Here is a 19942-nt window from a genome sequence, read left to right on the forward strand (position 1 = left end):
AAGCGCATCAAAAGGCGGTCGAACGTCGGCGGACCGTTACGCGAACTTGTCGTCCGTCCCTTCGTCGAGTTCGATCCAGACCGTCTTCGTTTCGAGGTACTCCTCGATCCCGTCCACGCCGTTTTCACGCCCCCAGCCGCTCTCCTTGTAGCCGCCTTGGGGCGCGGTGAAACTCGAGTTCCCGTAGTTGTTGACCCAGATTCGACCGGCGCGGATGGCCGAACTCACCCGATGCGCTCGGCGGATATCTTCGGTCCAGACGCCGCCTGCGAGGCCGAAATCCACGTCGTTCGCGATTTCGACGGCTTCCGCTTCCGAGCCGAATTCGATGACGGCGAGCACCGGACCGAAGACCTCCTCCTGGGCGAGGCGGTCGGCGTTGTCGACGTCGGTGAAAATCGTCGGCTGGAAGAACCGGTCGCAGCCGTCGATGGTCACCGGGTCGCCGCCGGTCACGAGCGTCGATCCCGCCTCTTTCGCAATACTGACGTACGACTCGACGGTCTCGAATTGATCGTCGGAGGCCAGCGGCCCCATCTCGGTGTTCGGATCGCTCGGATCGCCGAGTTCGATCCGTTCGGCCCGCGCCGCGAGTTCCTCGACGAACTCGTCGTGGATGTCCTCGTGGAGGAGCAGCCGCGAGCCCGCGGAACAGGACTGGCCGGTCGCCGAGAATATGCCGGCGAGCGCGCCGTTGAGGGCGTTCTTGAGGTTCGCATCGGGGAAGACGATGTTCGGGCTCTTGCCACCGAGTTCCATCGAGGTCTGTTTGAACGTCTTTCCCGCCTGACTCGCGATGTACGAGCCGGTCTCCGACCCGCCCGTGAAGCTGATCTTGTCCACGAGTTCGTGGCTCACGAGTGCCTCACCGGCCTCGCTCCCGTATCCAGTGACGACGTTGACGACGCCGTCGGGGAAACCGGCCTCGTCGACCGCCTCGGCGAGAGCCAGCGCCGACGCGGACGTCTTCTCGTCGGGCTTGAGGACGACGGCGTTGCCGGCCGCGAGCGCCGGCGCGAGCTTCCACGTCACCAGCATCGTCGGCGAGTTCCACGGCGTGATCGCGCCGACGACGCCGACCGGCTCCTTCTCGGTGTAGACGTGTTTGTCCGGCTTGTGGACCGAGATCGTGTCGCCGTGAATCTTGTCCGCGAGACCGCCGTAGTAGCGGTACCAGTCGGGAATCGCTTCGTGCTGACCGCGCATCTCCCGGATCGGCTTCCCGTTGTCTCGCACTTCCATTTCGGCGTGACGGTCGCCTCGCTCCTCGAGCACGTCGGCCAGTTCGAACAAGTACTCGCCCCGTTCGGTCTGGGTGAGGTCCGCCCACTCGCTGTGGAACACGGCCTCGTGAGCGGCGGCGACGGCTCGATCGACGTCGGCTTCGACCCCGCGGGGAATCTTGATCCAGTCGTCGCCCGTGTACGGGTCGGTGCTTCCGAACCACTCGTCAGACGACGGTTCGACGAATTCGCCGTCTATGTAGAGACGGCTGTCATCTGCTGTTGACATTGGTTGTTTCTCCCGCTACGCTCACTTCACTGTTTCCCTGTGTGGCACGGTCAGGGACGGTTTTTGCCGGCCGCGGCATCCGTTTCAGGGGTGTCGTTCCGCGTCTCACGTGTACAAACATATAAATAGCAGAATTCACATGATTTTCGTATGGACTGGGAAGCACAAGCCATCTCATCCCTCAAAGAGGCTGATATCGATATCGTCGCCTATCTCCCGGATACGGCGCTGTCAGAGCTGATCGAACGCGTCGAGGCGGACGACCACTTCGACGCCGTTCCGATCGCACGGGAAGAAGAAGCCGTCGGCATCCTCTCGGGATCGTGGCTGGGCGGCCGACGCGGGGCACTGATCTGTCAATCGAGCGGGCTCGTGAACACGTTCAACGCGCTGGGCTCGCTGAGCAAGCCGACACGCATTCCGTTCCTCGGAATCGTCACTCACCGCGGCGGTCTCGGGGACCACAACCTCGCTCATCGGCCCGCAGAGCATCCGTTACCGGAGCTGTTGGATACGATCGGTATCCGCAACCACTGTCTCCACGACGGCGTCGACGTCGAGCGTCGGATCGAGATGGGCGCTCGATCGGCGTTCTCCATGGAGGAGCCGTACGTGATGCTGCTCGAACGCACGCTCACGGAGGCGGAAGCATGAGTTCTCGAGACAAATCCGCGTATCCGACGCAGTACGATTGTACGGCGGTCATCACCGAAACGATCCCGGACGACGGCGTGATCGTCTCGAACCTCGGCGTCGCGTCCTGGACCCTCTCCGCGGTCGACGACCGCGATCTGAACTACTACATGAAGGGCGCGATGGGAACGACGACGTCGGTCGGACTCGGACTCGCTCTCAGCCGGGACGAGCAGGTGACGGTCCTCGACGGCGACGGCTCCCTGCTGATGTCGCTCGGTTCGCTCACGACCGTCTCGCGACAGAACCCGGAAAACCTCGTGATCGTCGTCATGGATAACAGCGCGTTCGCGACGACCGGCGGCCAGCCGTCGCTGGCCGACGAGACCGATCTGGCCGCCGTCGCCGAGGACTGCGGGCTCGCCGGCTACGACGTCGCGTCGCTCGACGAACTGGAAGACGCCTACGAGGCCGCGATGGAGCATCCCGGACCGGCACTCGTCAATTGCAGACTGGTCACGACCGAACTCGAGGACTATCCCGACCCGGATTACGCCCACTCCTACCGCAAACACCGCTTCCGGACGGCGCTGCTCGACGACGACGGGACGGCGTAACGGTCGGAGACGCCGTTCGACTGTGCCGCGTGATCGAAGCGATTATGTGGCGCTTCCGGCGACATTGCGTATGAGCCCGGACAGGTCCGACAGTTCCTCCCCAGCCGTTGCGATCCTGGGCGGCGGTGTCGTCGGTATCTCCACCGCGATCTATCTCGAGTTGTACGGATACGACACGACGGTGTACACTGATCGAGTTCCGTTCGAAAGCGACCCGGACCCTGCCTTCGCGACGCCGTACGCTGCAGCGTCGGTCCAGCCCGCTTCGGTGACGATGCGTGATCTCCCCCGCGTCTTCGGGACCTCGCAGGCGGTCTTTCGCCTTCTCGCCGACGCCGGATCGATGGGCGTCCGTCGTCAACCGCACTTCGTCCTGTACGAGGTGGATCGTCCCGATCCCGACTACGCGACTGTCGTCGACGGGTTCGAACGCGTCTCCGACCTCGAGGCGTACCCCCGACGACCGGATGCCGCCGCCGTCTTCGGGTGGCGGTTTGACGCCTACTTCGCGGAGATGCCGGCCTATCTCGGCCGCTGTTACGCCCTTTACCGTGCAATCGGTGGCACGGTGACGAACCGCACTCTCACGCGGAGGGAATTCCTCGAGTGTTCGGCCGACGTGCTCGCGAACTGTACGGGCGTCCGGGCGACGGAACTGTTCGACGATCCGCGACCGTTCGACGTGGAGGTCGGCCACCAGGTGATCGCCGAGGGACTCCCGCCCGTCCGGGATGCGTCCGGAAGCATGTTCTCGTACAAGTACACCCCCGACGACGAGGAGATCGGTCGCTCTCTCGCCGGCGAGGTGTACGCCTATCCCCGCATGGACGCCCTCGTGCTCGGCGGGAGTCGCATCGTCGCGGATATTGGACCCGGTGATCGGTGGGAGGGTGAACTCGACGGCGCGACCCGCACGATCGACGGCGTCACGGTTCCCGCACGAATCGTCGAGACGAACGCGGAACTCCTCGAGACCTACGCCGACGTGGACCTTCGCGGAGCGGCCTTCTCGGGGCGATACGGGTATCGCCCGGTTCGAGATCCCGATGGCGAGGGCGTTCGCCTCGAACGCGAGCGGATCGACGGCCGGCCGGTCGTTCATAATTACGGTCACGGTGGTGCCGGCGTCACCCTCTCGTGGGGGTCCGCGGCCGAAACGGCGTCGCTGGTTCGGGAACTCCTCGAGCCGGACCCGAAACCGATCGATGTCGGTGGGGAGTTCGCCGTCGCCGAGCGGCTCGCAGAAACAATCGACGAGTGACAGGATCGCGTCCGAGACGTCGGCCCTCGACGTCGCGAATCGTCAGCTACCGTTCCGGGGCGCCTCGAGCCGCGTTCCGCGGATGGCGCGACCCGCACCGATCTCGTCGCCAGTGCGAGGAGACGGGAGCCGTCGGACGGCCCCGCTGTAACCGTGTCGGTATCGCGAAGGGAACACCTCGTTGACCGTCTCTTCGACGATATCGATGCCTAGCCTCCTCGCGACGACGGCTCACGGGTCGGGTGACCGACTCGTCGGAGGCGATACCTATTTGAAAAACTCTCGCAACGAATGGAGTATGCCTCGCGTCCAGCAGTCAGTACTCGAACCGTTCACCGAAGCGTTGCTCGTCGCCCTCGATACGCCCCGCTCGCTCGCGCCGGACGTCGCCGAGTCGCTCGTGACGGCCGACCTCCGCGGACACAGTTCTCACGGCGTTCGGCAACTCGTCTCGAAGTACGCCGACGAAATTACGGACGGAAAGATCGAACCGAGCGCAGTCCCGCGCATCGAGCGAGAGGGCGAGCCGTGGGCGCTCGTCGACGGCAACCTGGCCTACGGCCAACTCGCCGGTCGACTGGCCGTCGATACCGCGATCGAGCGCGCCAGCGAACACGGGATCGGACTCGTGAGCCTGAAGCGCGTCTCGCACATCGGTCGCGTCGGCGAGTTCGCCGAGCGCGCCTGCGAGTCGGGGATGGCGTTCGTCGGGTTCGTCAGCAACCCGGGGAGCGCGTGGGTAGCGCCACCCGGGAGCGCTCAACGTCGGTTTTCGACGAATCCGATCGCCATCGGCGTCCCGACGTTCGGGGCGCTCGAGTTCCCGCTCGTCGCCGACCTCTCGACGGCGCAGGTCGCCCACGGCAAGATCAAGGAACGAGCCGCCAGCGGTGAGTCGGTCCCCGACGAGTGGCTGGTCGCCGACTCCGGCGAATCGATGACCGATCCGGTCCGCTTCGAAGAGTCGGGTGACGGTGCAATCTTTCCGCTCGGCGGCCGGACGGCGGGGTACAAGGGGTTCAACCTCAGCGTGATGACCGAACTGTTGACCGCGAACGTCGCAGACGGAACCGTCTCGGGAATGTCCGACGTCATCTGGGGGAACCACGCGACGTTCTTCGTCGTCGACCTCGAGGCGGTTACGTCCCCGGAACGGATCGCCGAGCGTGCGGACGCGATCGCCGAGTACGTTCGCTCGACCGATTTCTCCGCCGACCTCACGCCGGGTACTGCTGCAGCGGGGGATGAGACGCTGCTCCCGGGCGAAGCCGAGCACGCCTCGACCGCTCGGTGCCGAGACGACGGGATTCCGTTCTCGTCCGCGGACGCCGCGGCACTCGCTGCCCTCGCCCGCGACGAAGGGGTCGACGAGACCCTCGTTCCGGCCTCGTTTCAGTGACTGGCGAGTTACTATCGTGTTCGCTCGAGGCCGGGAACCGACACGATACCCGAACGATTCGAACGGGTTCCACAACCACTAAATAACCGGCAACTGTGGTTTTCGACGAGAACTTCACCCATCCGCCATGAATGTTACTGAAAATGATCGGGCGATTGCGGGATTTACGATGGCCGGTCACTCGCTGGTTCACTGGTTCGAAACGTCGATTCCGATCTTTCTCGTCGTCTGGCTCGCTGAGTTCGACGTTTCGGTCGCACTGCTCGGTATCATCGTCGCGTTAGGGTACGCTCCGTTCGGACTCGGTGCCCTCCCGGGCGGCGTTCTAGCGGATCGATTCGGACCGAAACGGCTGATCCTGTTGTGTCTCGCCGGCATGAGCACGTCGTTTCTCGTCCTCGCGCTTTCGACGTCGATCTACACGATCGCGATCGGATTGATCTGCTGGGGGATCGCTGCGAGCGTCTACCATCCGGCGGGTCTCGCGCTCATTAGCACCGGCGTCGAGGAACGTGGAACCGTCTTCGCCTGGCACGGTATCGCCGGGAACGCCGGTATCGCTCTCGGACCGTTCGCCGCGGCGACGCTGTTGATCGTCGTCGGTCGATGGCAACTCGTCGCAGCACTGCTGGCGATTCCGGGCTTCGTTGCGGCGATCTACGGACTTCAGGCCGATTTCGACTCGACGGCGGCCGAGGACGACGTCGACGACAGCAACGCTGACGCCCTGTCGCTCTCCGAGTTCCTGTCGAATTCGCGTATACTGTTCTCGAGCGCGTTCGCCGCCGTCTTCGTCATCGTGACCTTCGAAGGGCTCTTCTACCGGGGCATGCTCACGTACCTTCCCGAGATTCTCCACGGGCTGCCGGCGATGGACGATCTGACGCTCTCGGCCGGTCTCGAGGGAATCGAACCCGGGGACTACATTTACGTCGGTCTCCTCGTGATCGGGATGGCCGGCCAGTACGCCGGCGGGAAACTCACGGATCGAATTCCGGCCGAACGGGGACTGATCGCCATCTTCGGCGTGCTCTCCGTCCTCGCCCTCGTTTTCATCCCCGTTATGGCGATGGGACTGATTCCAATCGTCGTCCTCTGTGCCGTGCTCGGATTCTTCCTGTTCGCGATCCAGCCGTTCTATCAGGAGGCCGTCGCGGTCCATACGCCCGCCAACACTCGCGGGCTCTCCTACGGATACACCTACCTCGGCGAGTTCGGTTTCGGTGCGGCGAGCATCGCCATCGGCGGATTCGTCCTCGGTGGCTTTTCGACGGCGGTCTTTTTCGTCGTGCTGGCCGGGTTCGCGGCTATCGGAATGGCGCTCTCGGCGGGGCTGGTCGTCACGCTCGACCGGACCGACTGGCTGCAACCGAATCTCCCGGACGCGAAATCGGGCGACTGACGCCCGCCGTTTCGCGGGATCGACCGTTCTTCCGTTTCGATCGTACTCGTTCACACCGATCGCACACCCGTCGGACGATCGAGCGTCTCATCAGCAGCTCCCCTCGTGGGAGCGCTAGCTGTCGACCGGTGTCTCGAGAGTCGGTCTGATACGCGGTATTCGATGGGATGACATCCCCGCTCCGACCACACTACCGAACTCGTCGGCCGAGACCGAGTAGTCGACGGCCCGTCGGCACTTACTGTAACCTCTCCCACAGAAACTGTGATATTGAATACCATAGAATGGCTACACACTCAATGACTACCGCGACCGCCCCTCCCGACGGAGTCGCTCGTCCACGAACCGCACGCAGCGCTACGCGTTCGCCGATCGGTTTCGGCTTCGTCACGATGGGGCTTCTCGTCGTCTGGCTCGTCTGGGTGTCGGACGGTCACTCACCGTCACCCGGTCTGACGGCCGACCTCACCCGTTTCGAACTCGGCACGCTCGTCGCCGGTAGCTCCGTTCCTGCAGCGAGAACTGCCGTCGAACGAGAACGCGAGCAACTGACTCGGGAGCGCGATGCCTTTCACCGGTTTACGACGGAGGTCGAATCAATTCCCGTCTCGACCGACGGTGGCGTTGGGTTCCCGCTGGTCGGCGTGAGACGGGCGAACGCGGTCGCGGGAGAACTCGGTAGCGTTCGAGCCGCCTACCGCGATAGCGTCATGGAACTGGATCACTTCGACCAGTTTTACGACGAACAGTTGTACGATAACATGTCGTCTGAACTGTCGGAGGACGTCGCGACGGCCGTCGTCCACGGCGATCAGTTCTCGCTTCCGGTAAAGCGAGCGGCGATACAACGGGCGACCGAGGCCGGTCTCCGTCGCGAGCGACTGTTGCAAACGATCGATGCCGAACGCGATTCGCTCGACCGTGCGCAACGTCACCTTCGAGAGATCGAATCCGCTCTCGACGCCGAACCGCCGCTGACCGATTTCACGCTCACCGAACTCTTCGATTACGAGCGACGGTTGACACAGTTGAAAGATCGGTGCGAACGATTGCTCTGTACTCGCCAGCGTCACATCCACTCCGAGGCTACGTTTCGACCGCACCTCGACTTGCTGTTCGTTCAAACCTACCTGTACGCGGACCTCGAGACCGACTTTCCGGTGTTGGACGCCTGTATCCGACGATATTCGCGACTCGAGACGCGTCAGCAAGCGGTGCATCACGAGATTACGTATCGGTGATTCGGGCGTCGACCTGCAGCGGTACTCACACCCGAAACGAATCGCACACCGACCACCGGTCTCCAGTTAGAACGTCGAATCCATCGATCCTCCGTCGACGACGATCGCCTGTCCGTTGATAAATCCGGAGCGCGGTGAGGAGAGGTAGGCGACCAGATCGCCCGTCTCCATGGGATCGCCCAGCCGATCTACGGGAATCGAGCTGGTTTTGTCCGCGAGGGCGTTCTCCATCCGGTCGTACGTTCCGTCCTCGACCGATCGCTCCAGCGATTCCGTCACTCGAGGCGTCTCGTGCGAGCCCGGAAGTACCGCGTTCGCGCGGATTTCGGGTGCGAGCTCCCTCGAGAGCGTCTTCTCGAACCCGACGACGGCCATGCGGATCGAACTGGAGAGTACGTTTCCCGGGTTCGCCCGCTTGACGGACCGGGAAGTGATGTTGGTGATCGTTCCGCCGCTGTCGGCCGCCAGATGCGGTTCCGCGTGCTGGACCAGCCGTACGACACTCATGACCAGCAGGTCGAACGTGTCGTACCAGTCCTCCTCGGTCGCGTCCAGCGGTCCCATTCTCGGTGGGCCGCCGGCGCTCGTCACGAGATGGTCGAGTCGGCCGAACTCCGAGACCGTCCGCTCGACTAGCGTTTCGACGTCGTCTGCGTCCGTCAAATCGCCGGGCTGCGTGATTACCGTCCCGGTTGCAACCGCTTCGATCTCCGTCGCGGCATCCTCGAGTCGTTTTTCGTCCCGACCGTTGATGACGACATCGACGCCCTCCCGTGCGAGCGCTTTGGCCGATACCTTGCCCAGTCCACTGCTCGATGCGGTGATCAGTGCCGCGTTCCCGCGGATATCCAGATCCATACCGACTACGTTGATCCGAGATAGCTTAAGCGTGAGTCCGGTGAACGGGAAGACCGCTATTGGACCGCTCTCCGGAGGCCGGTCTGATAGCGGATCGACGATCGCTGAACTAACTCGTCGACTCTCGCCCTCTTGGTGGAATAGCCACGCTGAGCAGCGAATTCTGTGACGATCGTAATCCTTTATACTGTTAGCGGCAATTAGCACAACCAGCTGATGAAAATCCTTGTTACGGTCAAAGAAGTCGCGACCGTCGAAGACGAGATCGAGATCGAGGGGACTGAGATCGCCGATCAGTACCTCGGCGCCGACCTCAACGAGTGGGACGACTACGCCATCGAAGAAGCCGTCCAGCTCCAAGAGGAGGGCGTCGCCGACGAAGTCGTCACGGTCACCATCGGGTCCGAAGAGTGTGAACAGACCATCCGCCAGGCGCTCGCCAAGGGTGCCGACCGCGCCGTCCGCATCTGGGACGACTCCCTCGAGGGCGTCGACCTGCTCGACGTCGGCGCGAAAACGGAGATCCTCAGCGCCGTCGTCGAGGCGGAGGATCCCGACCTCGTCCTGACCGGCGTCCAGGCCGGCGACGACAGCTTCGCCGCGACCGGCGTCTCCGTCGCCGAGAACCTCGGCTACGAGTGGGGCGCCGTCGTCAACCACCTCGAGCACGCCTTCGAGGACGACGTCGCCTCCGTCCGCCGCGAACTCGAGGGCGGCGTCGAGGAGCTCACCGAGATCGAACTTCCGGCCGTTCTGACGATCCAGACGGGGATCAACGAGCCGCGCTACGCGAGCCTGCGCGGCATCCGGCAGGCCCAGCGCAAGGAACTCGACGTCCAGCGCCTCGCCGACATCGGCGTCGACGAGAGCGCGATCGACGCCGACCTCACGCTGACGGACATGTACGAGCCCGAAAGCGAGAGCGACGCGACGATCTGGGAGGGCAGCCCCGAAGAAACCGCTTCCGAGTTAGGTGACATGCTCCGCGACAAGGGGGTGGCGCCATGACGGACGTCCTCGCAATCACGGAACACCGCCGCGGCGACCTGCGCGACGTCAGTCTCGAGGCGATCACCGCGGGCCGCGCGCTGGCCAACGAGACCGGCGGCGACCTGCACCTGGCGGTCATCAGCGGCACCGTCGACGAGTTCGTGGAGAAGGTCAACCGCGAGGGCGTCGACGCTATCCACACCATCGACCACGGTGAGGAGTTCAACCACGACGTCTACACGCAGGCGATCACCCAACTCTACGACGAACTCGCCCCGCAGTACGTCCTGACGCCCAACAGCGTCAACGGCCTCGACTACGCGCCCGCCATCGCCAACGCGCTCGATCTCCCCGTCGTCACCGACACCATCGGCCTCGAGACCGACGGCGAGACCCTGATCGCCACCCGCGAAATGTACGGTGGCAAAGTCGAGACCACCAACGAACTCGAGGGTCCAGCCGTCGCGACGATCCGGGGTGCCGAGTGGCCCGCCGCGGAGGGCACCGGCGACGCCTCGATCGAAGCCTTCGACGCCGAGATCGACGAGGACGCCGTCGGCTCCACAGTAACGGGATTCGAGGAGGTCGCCGGCGGCGACGTCGACATCAGCGAAGCCGACGTGCTCGTCTCTGTGGGCCGTGGGATCGAAGAGGAGGAGAACATTCCGATCATCGAAGAACTCGCCGACGCGCTCGACGCGACGGTCTCCTCGTCGCGACCGATCGTCGACAACGGCTGGCTGCCAAAGAACCGTCAGGTCGGCCAGTCCGGAAAGGTCGTCACGCCCGACGTCTACATCGCGATCGGGATCTCCGGCGCCGTTCAGCACGTCGCCGGGATGAAGGGCTCGGATACGATCGTCGCGATCAACACGGATCCGAACGCCCCGATCATGGACATCGCCGACTACGCGATCCACGACGACCTCTTCGACGTGGTGCCGGCGCTCACCGAAGAGTTCGGCGGGTAAGCGCGTCGTTCGAACGGGTGGCTTGCACCCGTAACGAAGGGTGCGACCGTGTCCGTTCTCTGTTACTCGTGCGGCGGACGAGCATATCCGTGCTACTCGACGATAGCGTTGCGGAGGGTTCCGACGTTCTCGTACGTAATTTCGATGGAGTCACCCGGCTCGACGAGTCCGGGATTTGCGGGACTGCCGAACGCGACGACGTCGCCAGGACGGAAGGTGAATCGCTTCGAGAGGTACGAGACGACCTCGTGGGGATCGAACAACATTTGTGAGGTGTTCGCTTCCTGTCGCCGCTCGCCGCTGACGTCGGTCCACATATCGATCCCGGTCGGATCGACATCCGTCTCGATCCACGGGCCGAGCGGCCCGGATCCGTCGAACGCTTTCCGCGGCGTCCGACCCTGCTGATCGAGGGCGTCTACGTCGTTCATGATCGTGTACCCCCTGACGACCTCGGGAACCTGCTCGACTGGAACGTCGTGGCAGCGCTCGTCGATTACGGCGGCGAGTTCGCCGGCGTAGGTCAGTTCGCTCGTAAACTCCGGGTACGTAATCGGGTCCTCGTGCCCTAGCAGGGATGCGGGCGGTTTGATGAAAAAGTCGGGCTCCTCGGGCGTTTCGAACCCCATCTGCTCGAGGGTATCTGCGTAATTGCGACCGACGCAGTACAGTGCCGACGGCTCGCAGGGCGGACGCAGGTCGCCGTCGACACCGATTTCGTAGGTTCCGTCGTCGGCGTGAACGACGCCGTCTTCGTACCGACCGGTAGCTACTCCGTCCGAAGTCGAAATCCGTGCGAGTCGCATTACTGATAGTTCAGTGTCTCCTGACGTAGCTCTATCGGTCGTCGCTCACGTAACTCGGCTGCACGTGTCGTCCCTCCATTCGAACTCTCCTCCCGTCACGAGACGCGTGCTTCAAGTGGGCGCACTAGACCCGCACCCATGTCGGATCCAGCGCCGGATCGTTTGGAAGCGACGGGAGAGCGGATCCCATCGATTAGTGGTGCCCGATATCCTTTGAGATGTTTGATCTATCTATTACACATTCTATTACTTAAACTGCCAATTCGCGGCTACAGACCCACCGAGTTGAGCTGGCTTGAGAAGTGAGGGAACGGACGGTAACGCCCCGGACGTTCGCCGTCCGGCTGCATACGGCCGGTCGTGCAGTCCTGAGGAAGTGGAGATTTTGTTTGCTCGGCATAGAACGCTCTCACAGAGCGGCCTGAAAGTGGGACCATCGATATCTGACAGCCTCTCAGATCCGCTGACGTCCTCGAGTGAAATATTATAAAGACCGCCTGAAGGTGTCGAATTCAGAGGACGGCAACGCCGTCACGGGTCGCCATCGTTGAGTCGAGAGTAGCGGCGGTCGCCCTGAGTATGCGCTGTACTAGCCTCGAACTCGAAATCCGGTATGGATGTCGCAGTGCTTAGACGTTCGGAAACTAATGAGCCGCCGTATTCCTACACGGTGTGTTCGAGAAATACGACCCCGCTGAAACCTATCTCTCGTCGTGGACTCCGATCATCCGACTGCATTTTCCCGATTGGATCGATCACCTGTTCGACTACGTCGGCCGAAACCCGTTGAGAAGCAATTTTACGGCCTCGAAATGCGAGTCGATCGGCTTCGCAATTCGTGGGTCGATAGTCGATTACGTGTCGGGGAAGAACGTGAACAGTTCGAACATTACTGTACCAGCCAACGACTCGCTAAAACCATTCAACTGATAAATGCCGTCGGAGGTATATACTGAGTATCGATATTATTCGTTATTAGTCAGAGAATTGAGGATGAACTCGTCGATGGCTTGCCGTGCTTCTTCGGGTGCGTCTTCGTGGCCTAGAGAGATCCGTCGTCCACGGGCGGCGTGAATTACATCCGTAATAAGTTGCCCCATGTGCTCGGCGTCGACGTCGCAAAATACTCCCCGTTCGATCCCTTCTTTGACGACTTCGACGATGCTCTCGTGAATCCGCTCGTAGTGTTCGTTGAAAATTTCGCGGTGCTGCTCGTCGTTCTGGGCGTATGCGAATAGTTCGTGGTAGACCTTCATGCGATCCCAGTGCGTGAACTCGTCGAACTCCGGTCCGAAGAGGCACTGCTCGATACGCGCATCGAGCTCCGTCCGCGGATCCGTCTCTTCGTCTACCTCGACGTTTCCCTCGTACTGCTCGATGACGTACTCGAGAAACGATGACATGAGATCGTATTTCCCGTCGAAGTGATAGTGGATCACCTGCCGAGTCATCTCCATCTCGTCTCCGATATCACGCAGTCTGAGGTCCTTGTATCCGTGCGTGTTGATCGCACGGAACGTGGCCTCCATGATCACTTCTTGCGTGTCTTTGGAGGTTACTTCCGTATCAGATCCGCCCATGGGCAGACTTTGGAGAAGAGCCATATATACTGATTGCTCCACTCGGCCACCGACGATCGCAGAGCGGACAAACGACGTAGAACGGCGTTTTTGCTGGTTATCTATCCGAAACCCACTTCAAGAGCCTCGTTTTATCCGCTCGACTCGGGTTTAGCGATCAGGCCGTTCGTAAAATCGGGTACGCTTCCCTCCAGTGATGACGTTTCCCGCTTGAACGATTCGATCGTCCACGACCGTCGCGTACTCGGAGAGCGTCTCGAACGCGCTGGGATGTGTTGTGGCCCGTCGACCAGCGAGGAATTCCGCCGCGCCAAGCAGCAGACTTCCAATGCAGACAGCGGTCTTGTACTCACAGCCTTCGGCCGTTCGGAGCCACTCGAGGAACCCGTCGTCGTGGCGGAGGTCGCGACTCGTGTAGCCGCCGGGTAGGAAGACGAGATCGTATTCGCCGAGATCCGGTTCAAGGCGGTCCACGTTGAGTGTAAGGTGATCCGACGTTACCGACTCTGAGCGAGCACAGACGTCCCACTCGAGGGGCATGAAATTCATTCGATCGAGACGTGTGAATGGATCGTACATTCCGATGAAATCCAGTGCGGTTATTCCGTCGTACACGCAAAATACAACGTTCATACTGGATATATGTATCGACAAGTAAAAAACAGCCTCCTCAGGAAATACACGAGTAGTTGCTCTTTGATTGCGAGATATCGGAATGGAATATATCCGTATGAGACACTAATATATAAGTGATCTCGAGATTTACCTGAGAATATGCTGTCCTCAGTTACCGACGACTTCCCCCGGTATTCACCGACAACGGCACGCCCCCGGTTGCGAGCCGCCGCACGGTGTTCACTGCTCGATATAAATCGGGTCGGGAATGGCGGTCAGCCACGGAGGGCTGACAGCTAATGGCCGCTCCCTCAGACCGCATGCACGGGCAGGTTCCCCGATGTAACGCGGCAACTGCGGCGGACGAAATCGGTGACGACGACACGGTGTTGGTCAGCGGCTTCGGAAGTGTTGGGTATCCGAAAGCCGTTCCCGTCGCACTGGCGGAAAGCGATCGAAACCTATCGCTGACGGTCGTTAGCGGCGGGAGTGTCGGCCCCGAGATCGACGACGAGCTCGTGAGACGAGGCATGGTTACCAGACGGTTTCCGTATCAATCCCAGAACTCGTCCACGACTGCGGCAAACGATGGAACGCTCGCCTACCACGACCGGCACCTGTCTCGCGTCGGCGACGAGGCACAAACTGGATACTACGGCTCGCCCGACATCGCACTGGTCGAGGCGATCGCCGTCGGCGAAAACTGGTTCGTGCCGTCTACGTCGATCGGGCAGGTACCCGCGTTCGTCAGCGCTGCAGATCGACTCATCGTTGAAGTCAACGAGACGGTTCCCCGGGACGTTCGGGCGTTTCACGACGTCTATCAGCGGGAACTCCCGCCCGATCGAACGACACTTCCGCTTACGGAACCGGACGGACGAATCGGCTCGGCTCGAGTCACGTTCAATCCCGAGAAACTCGTCGGAGTCGTTCAATCATCTCGCCGGGATACGCCCTACGAGTTCCGATCGCCGAACGATACCGACGACGCGATTGCGAGCAATCTTCTCGAGTTTCTGGTTACGGAAGCCGATCACAACCCGGCCCTCGACCGACGGATAGTGCTCCAGTTCGGTGTTGGTAGCATCGGGAACACGTTGATGGAAGCGGTTGAATCGATGGAGCTGCGGGATCGAGAGATCGTCTACTTCGGGGAAGTGGTCCAGGACGGCTTGCTCGATGCCCTGGATAGCGGGGTCGTTTCGGCGGCGAGTGCGACTTCGCTCGCGCTCTCAGCTACGGGAACGGAGCGATTGTTTGACGACATAGATCGGTACGCCGACCGGATCGTCCTCCGGAATACGTCAGTATCGAATAATTCCGGGTTGATCGAGCGGTTCGGCGTCGTCAGCATCAATACAGTCGCAGAGATCGACATCTACGGTCACGCAAACGTCACCCATATCAACGGCTCTCGTCTGCTCAACGGAATCGGCGGTGGCGGCGACTTCACGCGAAACAGTCTGCTGGGTATCGTCGTCCTCTCCTCGACGACGGCTGACGGTGAAATCTCTCGGATCAAGCCGATGGTTCCCCACGTCGATTACACCGAGCACGATTTATCGGTCGTCGTTACGGAACAGGGAGTGGCGGATCTACGCGGGCTTGACCCTCGTGAGCGAGCCAGTGAACTTATCGAATCGTGCGCTCATCCACGCTATCGTGACGATCTTCGGTCGTATACCGAGCAGGCCTGTGCCGGTAGCGGTCACGTTCCACACGATTTAGAGTCGGCGTTTTCGTGGCAGAATACTGACTGAGTTCGTCGAGAGGCGTTGATCCCGATGAACTTATTGTCGCCGACGTATAGGTTGTGGGTATGCTCCATGTCAACGGCCCACTTCTGAGTATCGATGTTACCGATCGGACAACGACGGTAGCGAACATCACCGACGAGTGCGAGCGGTTCATCGGTGGAAGAGGACTGGGAACGAAACTGGCGCACGACCGGATTCCGTTCGACGCGGACCCGTTCGGGCCCGAAAACCGCCTCTTTTTCACACTCGGACCGATGCAGTCCACGACGATGAGTTTTACCGGTCGAATGAACGCGACGTCGCTGTCGCCGCTGACCGACGGAATGGCCTCCTCGAACGCCGGTGGGTTCACCTCGCGGCCCATGGCGAAGACCGGCTACAGTGCGGTGGAGTTCGTCGGAGAGAGCGACGAACTCCTTGCCGTCCACATTAGCGAGGACGAAGTGACGTTCGAACCCGTCCCGGAACTCAGTGAAGCGACGGTGGCCGAAACTGGCGACTATATGCAGGAAACCCACGGAATAGGTGAGAACAAGCTCATCGTCACCGGTCCTGCCGGGGAAAATCTCGTTCGGTACGCGGCGATAATTACCTCCGGCAGCCGCATCTTTGGCCGAGGCGGCCTCGGGGCCGTCCTCGGCTCGAAGAACGTAAAGGCAATCAGCTTCGATGGTGACGCCGAACTCGATATCGACCTGGGCGACGTTCGAGACGAGGTCAATTACCGAGCACGAACGTACGATCACGAGATGAAGCGTTCGGGTACGAACTCTGTGACTGCGCTCTCGAGCCAACGAAATGCTCTCCCGACCGAGAACTTCAAACGCCAATCCTACGAGGAGGGCATCGACGGAATCGACGGTGACGCCGTCGCGGAAAAGAAGCATAAAAAAGGGACCTGTTCCGCCTGTGCATTCGCATGCAAGGTACCGACGAAGGACGAAGAGACTGGAATGGAGACGGACGGACCGGAACACGAGACCGCAATGTCGTTCGGGAGCAACGTCCTTGTCGACGATATCGTTTCGGTGATGAAGTCTAATGAGCTCTGTGACCAGTTGGGAATGGACACTATCAGTGCAGGAAACACCATTGCCGCCTACTTGGAGTCGGAAGGTGGGTTTGGCGACGACGACCTCATCCACGAACTCATAGAGAAAATCGCCTATCGAGAGGGCATAGGCGATATCCTCGCGGAAGGTGTCGATCGAATCCACGCCGATCTCGGCGTCGAGAACTGGACGGTCAAGGGGATGGAAGTTCCGTCGCACGACGGCCGTGAGCTGCACGGCCAGGGGTTGAGCTACGCTACCGCGAACCTCGGGGCAGACCACATGTACGCGCGGTTTTACTCGAAGGAGTATCCGCTGCTACCCCGCGAAGAAGCCCTCGAATCCCACGGTCTCGAGGGGAAGGCAGCACCGCTCATCGAGCGAGAGAACAAAATGGCGCTCAACGATAGCGGTATCCTGTGCCAGTTTTCGTTCTACGTATCCGAAGATCGGTACGAGAGGGCGTTCGACGCGGACTACGAGGACTTACTCGAAATCGGTGCAAGGACAGTCGAACACGAACGACGATTCAACAACCAGCGCGGGTTCGATCGAACTGACGATACGCTGCCGTACGATCTTCCCGGCTTTGAGGCAGCCCTCGACGAGTACTACGAGCTGCGCGGATGGAACGAGGATGGAACCGTTCCAGCGGCCACCCAGTAGCGGCAGTTCGAAACGGACGACAGACGGGTGGATCACGGTTGCCTATACCTCTCTACTCGAGCCAATACGTCGTCCAAACAGATAAAATCGCTTTCCCAGAATTCCACCGAATCGATGATTCGGCCCTACGCTCGCTCCGAATGATCGAAAATAATCTCTCCTCGGATCGACGTTACTCCTGTTCGAGTCCGTCGAGGTCCCAGCCAACGAACGGTTCTTCCGTCTCGACATCGAACGCGGAAAGAGCCGTCTCGAGATAGACGTATGAGCCGATGAGACTCGTGATACCGACCACTGTCTCGACGTCGAAGGCTTCGCGGAGTCGCTCGATGTCTTCGTCGGTCGTCTCACGTCTTGCCGCTGCTCGAGCGTAACTGACGAGAGTCGATTCGGTTTCGTCGAACGGCTCAAGGTCGTGCTCCGAAATCGCTTGTATTTTCTCCGGATCGACGCCTTCAAGGATTGCTATTCTGACGTGTTGGTGCCACTCGTACTTGGCGTCGATCGCTCTGGCTGTCGACAGGATTACCAGCTCTCGTTGTCTGTCCGTCAGGTTCGAGTGTTCCCAAGTGACGCTAATGAAATCTCGAACACCGCGGATATGGTCAGTGTCGTGTGCGAGAGTTCGGTATACGTTTCGTGCTGGACCCTGGCTCAGATGTTGATACTCCTCGGGAAGCGAGTCCGTGCGCTGTGATTCAATGAGCTCTGCAGGTACGTCTTCGGGATACGGAATTCGTGCCATGTGTGCACACTGTGTATACTGGTCTTAATAAACATATGTATCCCCCTCCGGATACTCGACACGGATAATTGACTGTGTGCGAGCTACTGTAGCTACCGACAGTGTGGTCGCTCACGGCGAACCGTCGTTAACCAGAAATGATAGAGTAGCGATGGCCATCGTATACTGAAATCGATTCTTCACCGAACTACCGATCTCAGCGAGTCCAAATCCGAAACTATCGAAGACCGTGTCGGGGTCAAGTTCGTAGGTACCACTCGGACCGAATACATCCGTCGAGTGCGTCGGTATTCGATTATCATATCAGCCAGTCTGGATCTGCCCTTCTGTCAACTCGAGTCCGTTGCCCCGTAGCGAGGTATGAACGGAGCGGCAATAGTAGCCACTGGAAGTCAGTGGAAATCTGATCGTACGATAGCTGTGCGATTAGTGTGGAAACAGTTCCAGTTGTTACCATAGGAACGCGAAAACGGTTACGGGGAATCACGAAGGGACTCGAGATGAAGACGGTCTGGATCGAATTCACGGTGCCAAGAGGTGCCGATAACAGTGCCTCCGCTCTCCTCTTACCCCATTGTAAAACCACACCCATCGAGAAATGATAGCGTACGGACCTATCCCGAAGTATGCGGGCCCCAGCACTCTTAGATCGGTCTGATACTCTGAAAATGTCCAACGTAGTAACAACCAACTCATTTTCCTTGGTACGCTGTGATAGGCATATCATGACTCACGAAATCGCCGTCATTCCGGGCGACGGGATCGGTCAGGAAGTGGTACCCGCCGCAGTCGACGTCCTCGAGGCTCTCGAGATTGACTTCGAATTCGTCGAAGCGGACGCAGGCGACGCGGTGAAAGAAGAAACCGGCGAGGCACTACCACAGGAGACCTACGACCTCGCGGCGTCGGCCGACGCGACGCTGTTCGGCGCGGCCGGCGAGACCGGGGCGGATGTCATCCTCCCGCTCCGGGAGACCGTCCAGTCGTTCGTCAACGTCCGACCTGCAAAGGCGTATCCAGGCATCGACGCCGTCCGTCCTGAGACAGATCTCGTCTTCCTCCGTGAGAACACTGAAGGCGTCTACGCGGGTCACGAGGACCGACTCACACAGGGCGTTTCGACGCTGACACGCGTCGTCACCGAATCGGCCTCGAGAGACCTCGCCGAGTTCGCCTGCGACTACGTTTCAGAAACCGACGAGCACGACGGGTTCTCCATAGTCCACAAGGCCAACGTCATGCGCGAGACGGACGGCCTCTTCCGTGACACCGTCGAATCGGTCGCCGACGAGGAAGGCGTCGAAACGAACGAGGAACTGATGGACGCCTTCGCAACGCGGGTCTGTCTTGACCCCGAACAGTTCGACGTGGTCGTCTGCCCGAACCTCGCGGGGGACGTCCTCTCGGACCTCGCGGCCGGCCTCGTCGGCGGTCTCGGGCTCCTACCCAGCGCCAACGTCGGTTCCGACCGTGCGCTGTTCGAACCCGTCCACGGCACTGCTCCCGACATCGCCGGCCAGGGGATCGCGAACCCGGCCGCAACGATCATCTCCGCCGCGATGCTCCTCGAGTATCTGGGCTACGATCAAGCCAGCGAAACCGTCCACGAGGCCGTCGAAGCCACGCTCAAGGAGGGGCCACGAACGCCTGACCTGGGTGGCGACGCCTCGACCGATGACGTGGAGAAAGGAGTTATATCCGAGTTATAAGAATAGATATAAAAGGCACATGAATGGAAATGGCATGAGTGAACTCTCAGACACGATTATTTCGGACGAGCATCGATTGCTACGAGACGAGACGATTCGTTGACAACGAAGTACGACCCGAAGCGAGC

The 19942-nt window shown here is 60.8% G+C and carries 17 protein-coding genes; 11 read left to right on the plus strand and 6 right to left on the minus strand.

Annotated features, from left to right (window positions below; translation table 11 throughout):
- Nucleotides 1–36: 36 nt before the first annotated feature.
- Complete coding sequence (locus tag ACSFC7_RS24450) at nucleotides 37–1512, minus strand: aldehyde dehydrogenase (RefSeq protein ID WP_436348515.1); 1476 nt, start codon at nucleotides 1510–1512, stop codon at nucleotides 37–39.
- Between the two features lie 150 nt (nucleotides 1513–1662).
- Here ACSFC7_RS24450 and ACSFC7_RS24455 point away from each other — a divergent pair, with 150 nt between their 5' ends.
- From ACSFC7_RS24455 to ACSFC7_RS24480, 6 genes are all read left to right on the plus strand, one after another.
- Complete coding sequence (locus ACSFC7_RS24455) at nucleotides 1663–2166, plus strand: hypothetical protein (protein WP_436348516.1); 504 nt, start codon at nucleotides 1663–1665, stop codon at nucleotides 2164–2166.
- Nucleotides 2163–2762: a thiamine pyrophosphate-dependent enzyme gene (locus ACSFC7_RS24460; RefSeq protein WP_436348517.1), complete on the plus strand. Its 600-nt coding sequence runs from the start codon at nucleotides 2163–2165 to the stop codon at nucleotides 2760–2762. The genes ACSFC7_RS24455 and ACSFC7_RS24460 overlap by 4 nt, the downstream gene beginning before the upstream one ends.
- A 70-nt stretch (nucleotides 2763–2832) precedes the next feature.
- The gene (locus tag ACSFC7_RS24465; RefSeq protein ID WP_436348518.1) at nucleotides 2833–4023 is read left to right on the plus strand and encodes an FAD-dependent oxidoreductase; all 1191 of its coding nucleotides are present in this window, start codon (nucleotides 2833–2835) and stop codon (nucleotides 4021–4023) included.
- 298 nt (nucleotides 4024–4321) lie between these two features.
- On the plus strand, nucleotides 4322–5422 hold the full coding sequence (locus tag ACSFC7_RS24470; protein WP_436348519.1) for an Ldh family oxidoreductase: 1101 nt from the start codon (nucleotides 4322–4324) through the stop codon (nucleotides 5420–5422).
- A 127-nt stretch (nucleotides 5423–5549) separates the two neighbouring features.
- Nucleotides 5550–6824, plus strand: coding sequence for an MFS transporter (locus tag ACSFC7_RS24475; protein WP_436348520.1), 1275 nt, complete (start codon nucleotides 5550–5552; stop codon nucleotides 6822–6824).
- Between the two features lie 299 nt (nucleotides 6825–7123).
- Complete coding sequence (locus ACSFC7_RS24480) at nucleotides 7124–8065, plus strand: DUF7260 family protein (protein WP_436348521.1); 942 nt, start codon at nucleotides 7124–7126, stop codon at nucleotides 8063–8065.
- 66 nt (nucleotides 8066–8131) lie between these two features.
- On the opposite strand, the gene ACSFC7_RS24485 is transcribed toward ACSFC7_RS24480, so the two are convergent.
- The gene (locus ACSFC7_RS24485; RefSeq protein WP_436348522.1) at nucleotides 8132–8923 is read right to left on the minus strand and encodes an SDR family oxidoreductase; all 792 of its coding nucleotides are present in this window, start codon (nucleotides 8921–8923) and stop codon (nucleotides 8132–8134) included.
- 216 nt (nucleotides 8924–9139) lie between these two features.
- On the opposite strand from ACSFC7_RS24485, the gene ACSFC7_RS24490 reads away from it, so the two are divergent.
- Both ACSFC7_RS24490 and ACSFC7_RS24495 read left to right on the plus strand, forming a co-directional pair.
- Nucleotides 9140–9931 (plus strand): electron transfer flavoprotein subunit beta/FixA family protein, encoded by a 792-nt coding sequence (locus ACSFC7_RS24490; RefSeq protein ID WP_436348523.1) that lies wholly within the window; start codon nucleotides 9140–9142, stop codon nucleotides 9929–9931.
- Nucleotides 9928–10884, plus strand: coding sequence for an electron transfer flavoprotein subunit alpha/FixB family protein (locus ACSFC7_RS24495; protein ID WP_436348524.1), 957 nt, complete (start codon nucleotides 9928–9930; stop codon nucleotides 10882–10884). The genes ACSFC7_RS24490 and ACSFC7_RS24495 overlap by 4 nt, the downstream gene beginning before the upstream one ends.
- Before the next feature lie 92 nt (nucleotides 10885–10976).
- On the opposite strand, the gene ACSFC7_RS24500 is transcribed toward ACSFC7_RS24495, so the two are convergent.
- The 3 genes from ACSFC7_RS24500 to ACSFC7_RS24510 form a co-directional block, all read right to left on the minus strand.
- Entirely contained in the window at nucleotides 10977–11690 is a 714-nt protein-coding gene (locus ACSFC7_RS24500) for a fumarylacetoacetate hydrolase family protein (RefSeq protein WP_436348525.1), read from the minus strand.
- 965 nt (nucleotides 11691–12655) lie between these two features.
- Nucleotides 12656–13270, minus strand: coding sequence for a TetR/AcrR family transcriptional regulator (locus ACSFC7_RS24505; RefSeq protein ID WP_436348526.1), 615 nt, complete (start codon nucleotides 13268–13270; stop codon nucleotides 12656–12658).
- Between the two features lie 150 nt (nucleotides 13271–13420).
- Nucleotides 13421–13903, minus strand: a complete 483-nt coding sequence (locus tag ACSFC7_RS24510; RefSeq protein ID WP_436348527.1) for a DJ-1/PfpI family protein — start codon at nucleotides 13901–13903, stop codon at nucleotides 13421–13423.
- Between the two features lie 281 nt (nucleotides 13904–14184).
- On the opposite strand from ACSFC7_RS24510, the gene ACSFC7_RS24515 reads away from it, so the two are divergent.
- Both ACSFC7_RS24515 and ACSFC7_RS24520 read left to right on the plus strand, forming a co-directional pair.
- Nucleotides 14185–15645: an acetyl-CoA hydrolase/transferase C-terminal domain-containing protein gene (locus ACSFC7_RS24515; protein ID WP_436348528.1), complete on the plus strand. Its 1461-nt coding sequence runs from the start codon at nucleotides 14185–14187 to the stop codon at nucleotides 15643–15645.
- 59 nt (nucleotides 15646–15704) lie between these two features.
- Nucleotides 15705–17360, plus strand: a complete 1656-nt coding sequence (locus ACSFC7_RS24520; protein ID WP_436348529.1) for an aldehyde ferredoxin oxidoreductase family protein — start codon at nucleotides 15705–15707, stop codon at nucleotides 17358–17360.
- Between the two features lie 172 nt (nucleotides 17361–17532).
- On the opposite strand, the gene ACSFC7_RS24525 is transcribed toward ACSFC7_RS24520, so the two are convergent.
- Nucleotides 17533–18105 carry a carboxymuconolactone decarboxylase family protein gene (locus tag ACSFC7_RS24525; protein ID WP_436348530.1) on the minus strand — a complete coding sequence of 191 codons (573 nt, stop codon included), beginning with the start codon at nucleotides 18103–18105 and terminating at the stop codon, nucleotides 17533–17535.
- Nucleotides 18106–18830: 725 nt separating this feature from the next.
- Here ACSFC7_RS24525 and ACSFC7_RS24530 point away from each other — a divergent pair.
- Nucleotides 18831–19814, plus strand: a complete 984-nt coding sequence (locus ACSFC7_RS24530; RefSeq protein ID WP_436348531.1) for an isocitrate/isopropylmalate dehydrogenase family protein — start codon at nucleotides 18831–18833, stop codon at nucleotides 19812–19814.
- Nucleotides 19815–19942: the final 128 nt, after the last annotated feature.

The sequence above is a fragment of the Natronorubrum halobium genome (assembly GCF_051351675.1).
Taxonomy (GTDB): Archaea; Halobacteriota; Halobacteria; order Halobacteriales; family Natrialbaceae; genus Natronorubrum.

Coding starts and splice junctions, on each gene's coding strand:
- ACSFC7_RS24450 (WP_436348515.1), bottom strand. CDS start 1,512: ATGTCAACAGCAGATGACAGCCGTCTCTACATAGACGGCGAATTCGTC.
- ACSFC7_RS24455 (WP_436348516.1), top strand. CDS start 1,663: ATGGACTGGGAAGCACAAGCCATCTCATCCCTCAAAGAGGCTGATATC.
- ACSFC7_RS24460 (WP_436348517.1), top strand. CDS start 2,163: ATGAGTTCTCGAGACAAATCCGCGTATCCGACGCAGTACGATTGTACG.
- ACSFC7_RS24465 (WP_436348518.1), top strand. CDS start 2,833: ATGAGCCCGGACAGGTCCGACAGTTCCTCCCCAGCCGTTGCGATCCTG.
- ACSFC7_RS24470 (WP_436348519.1), top strand. CDS start 4,322: ATGCCTCGCGTCCAGCAGTCAGTACTCGAACCGTTCACCGAAGCGTTG.
- ACSFC7_RS24475 (WP_436348520.1), top strand. CDS start 5,550: ATGAATGTTACTGAAAATGATCGGGCGATTGCGGGATTTACGATGGCC.
- ACSFC7_RS24480 (WP_436348521.1), top strand. CDS start 7,124: ATGACTACCGCGACCGCCCCTCCCGACGGAGTCGCTCGTCCACGAACC.
- ACSFC7_RS24485 (WP_436348522.1), bottom strand. CDS start 8,923: ATGGATCTGGATATCCGCGGGAACGCGGCACTGATCACCGCATCGAGC.
- ACSFC7_RS24490 (WP_436348523.1), top strand. CDS start 9,140: ATGAAAATCCTTGTTACGGTCAAAGAAGTCGCGACCGTCGAAGACGAG.
- ACSFC7_RS24495 (WP_436348524.1), top strand. CDS start 9,928: ATGACGGACGTCCTCGCAATCACGGAACACCGCCGCGGCGACCTGCGC.
- ACSFC7_RS24500 (WP_436348525.1), bottom strand. CDS start 11,690: ATGCGACTCGCACGGATTTCGACTTCGGACGGAGTAGCTACCGGTCGG.
- ACSFC7_RS24505 (WP_436348526.1), bottom strand. CDS start 13,270: ATGGGCGGATCTGATACGGAAGTAACCTCCAAAGACACGCAAGAAGTG.
- ACSFC7_RS24510 (WP_436348527.1), bottom strand. CDS start 13,903: ATGAACGTTGTATTTTGCGTGTACGACGGAATAACCGCACTGGATTTC.
- ACSFC7_RS24515 (WP_436348528.1), top strand. CDS start 14,185: ATGGCCGCTCCCTCAGACCGCATGCACGGGCAGGTTCCCCGATGTAAC.
- ACSFC7_RS24520 (WP_436348529.1), top strand. CDS start 15,705: ATGCTCCATGTCAACGGCCCACTTCTGAGTATCGATGTTACCGATCGG.
- ACSFC7_RS24525 (WP_436348530.1), bottom strand. CDS start 18,105: ATGGCACGAATTCCGTATCCCGAAGACGTACCTGCAGAGCTCATTGAA.
- ACSFC7_RS24530 (WP_436348531.1), top strand. CDS start 18,831: ATGACTCACGAAATCGCCGTCATTCCGGGCGACGGGATCGGTCAGGAA.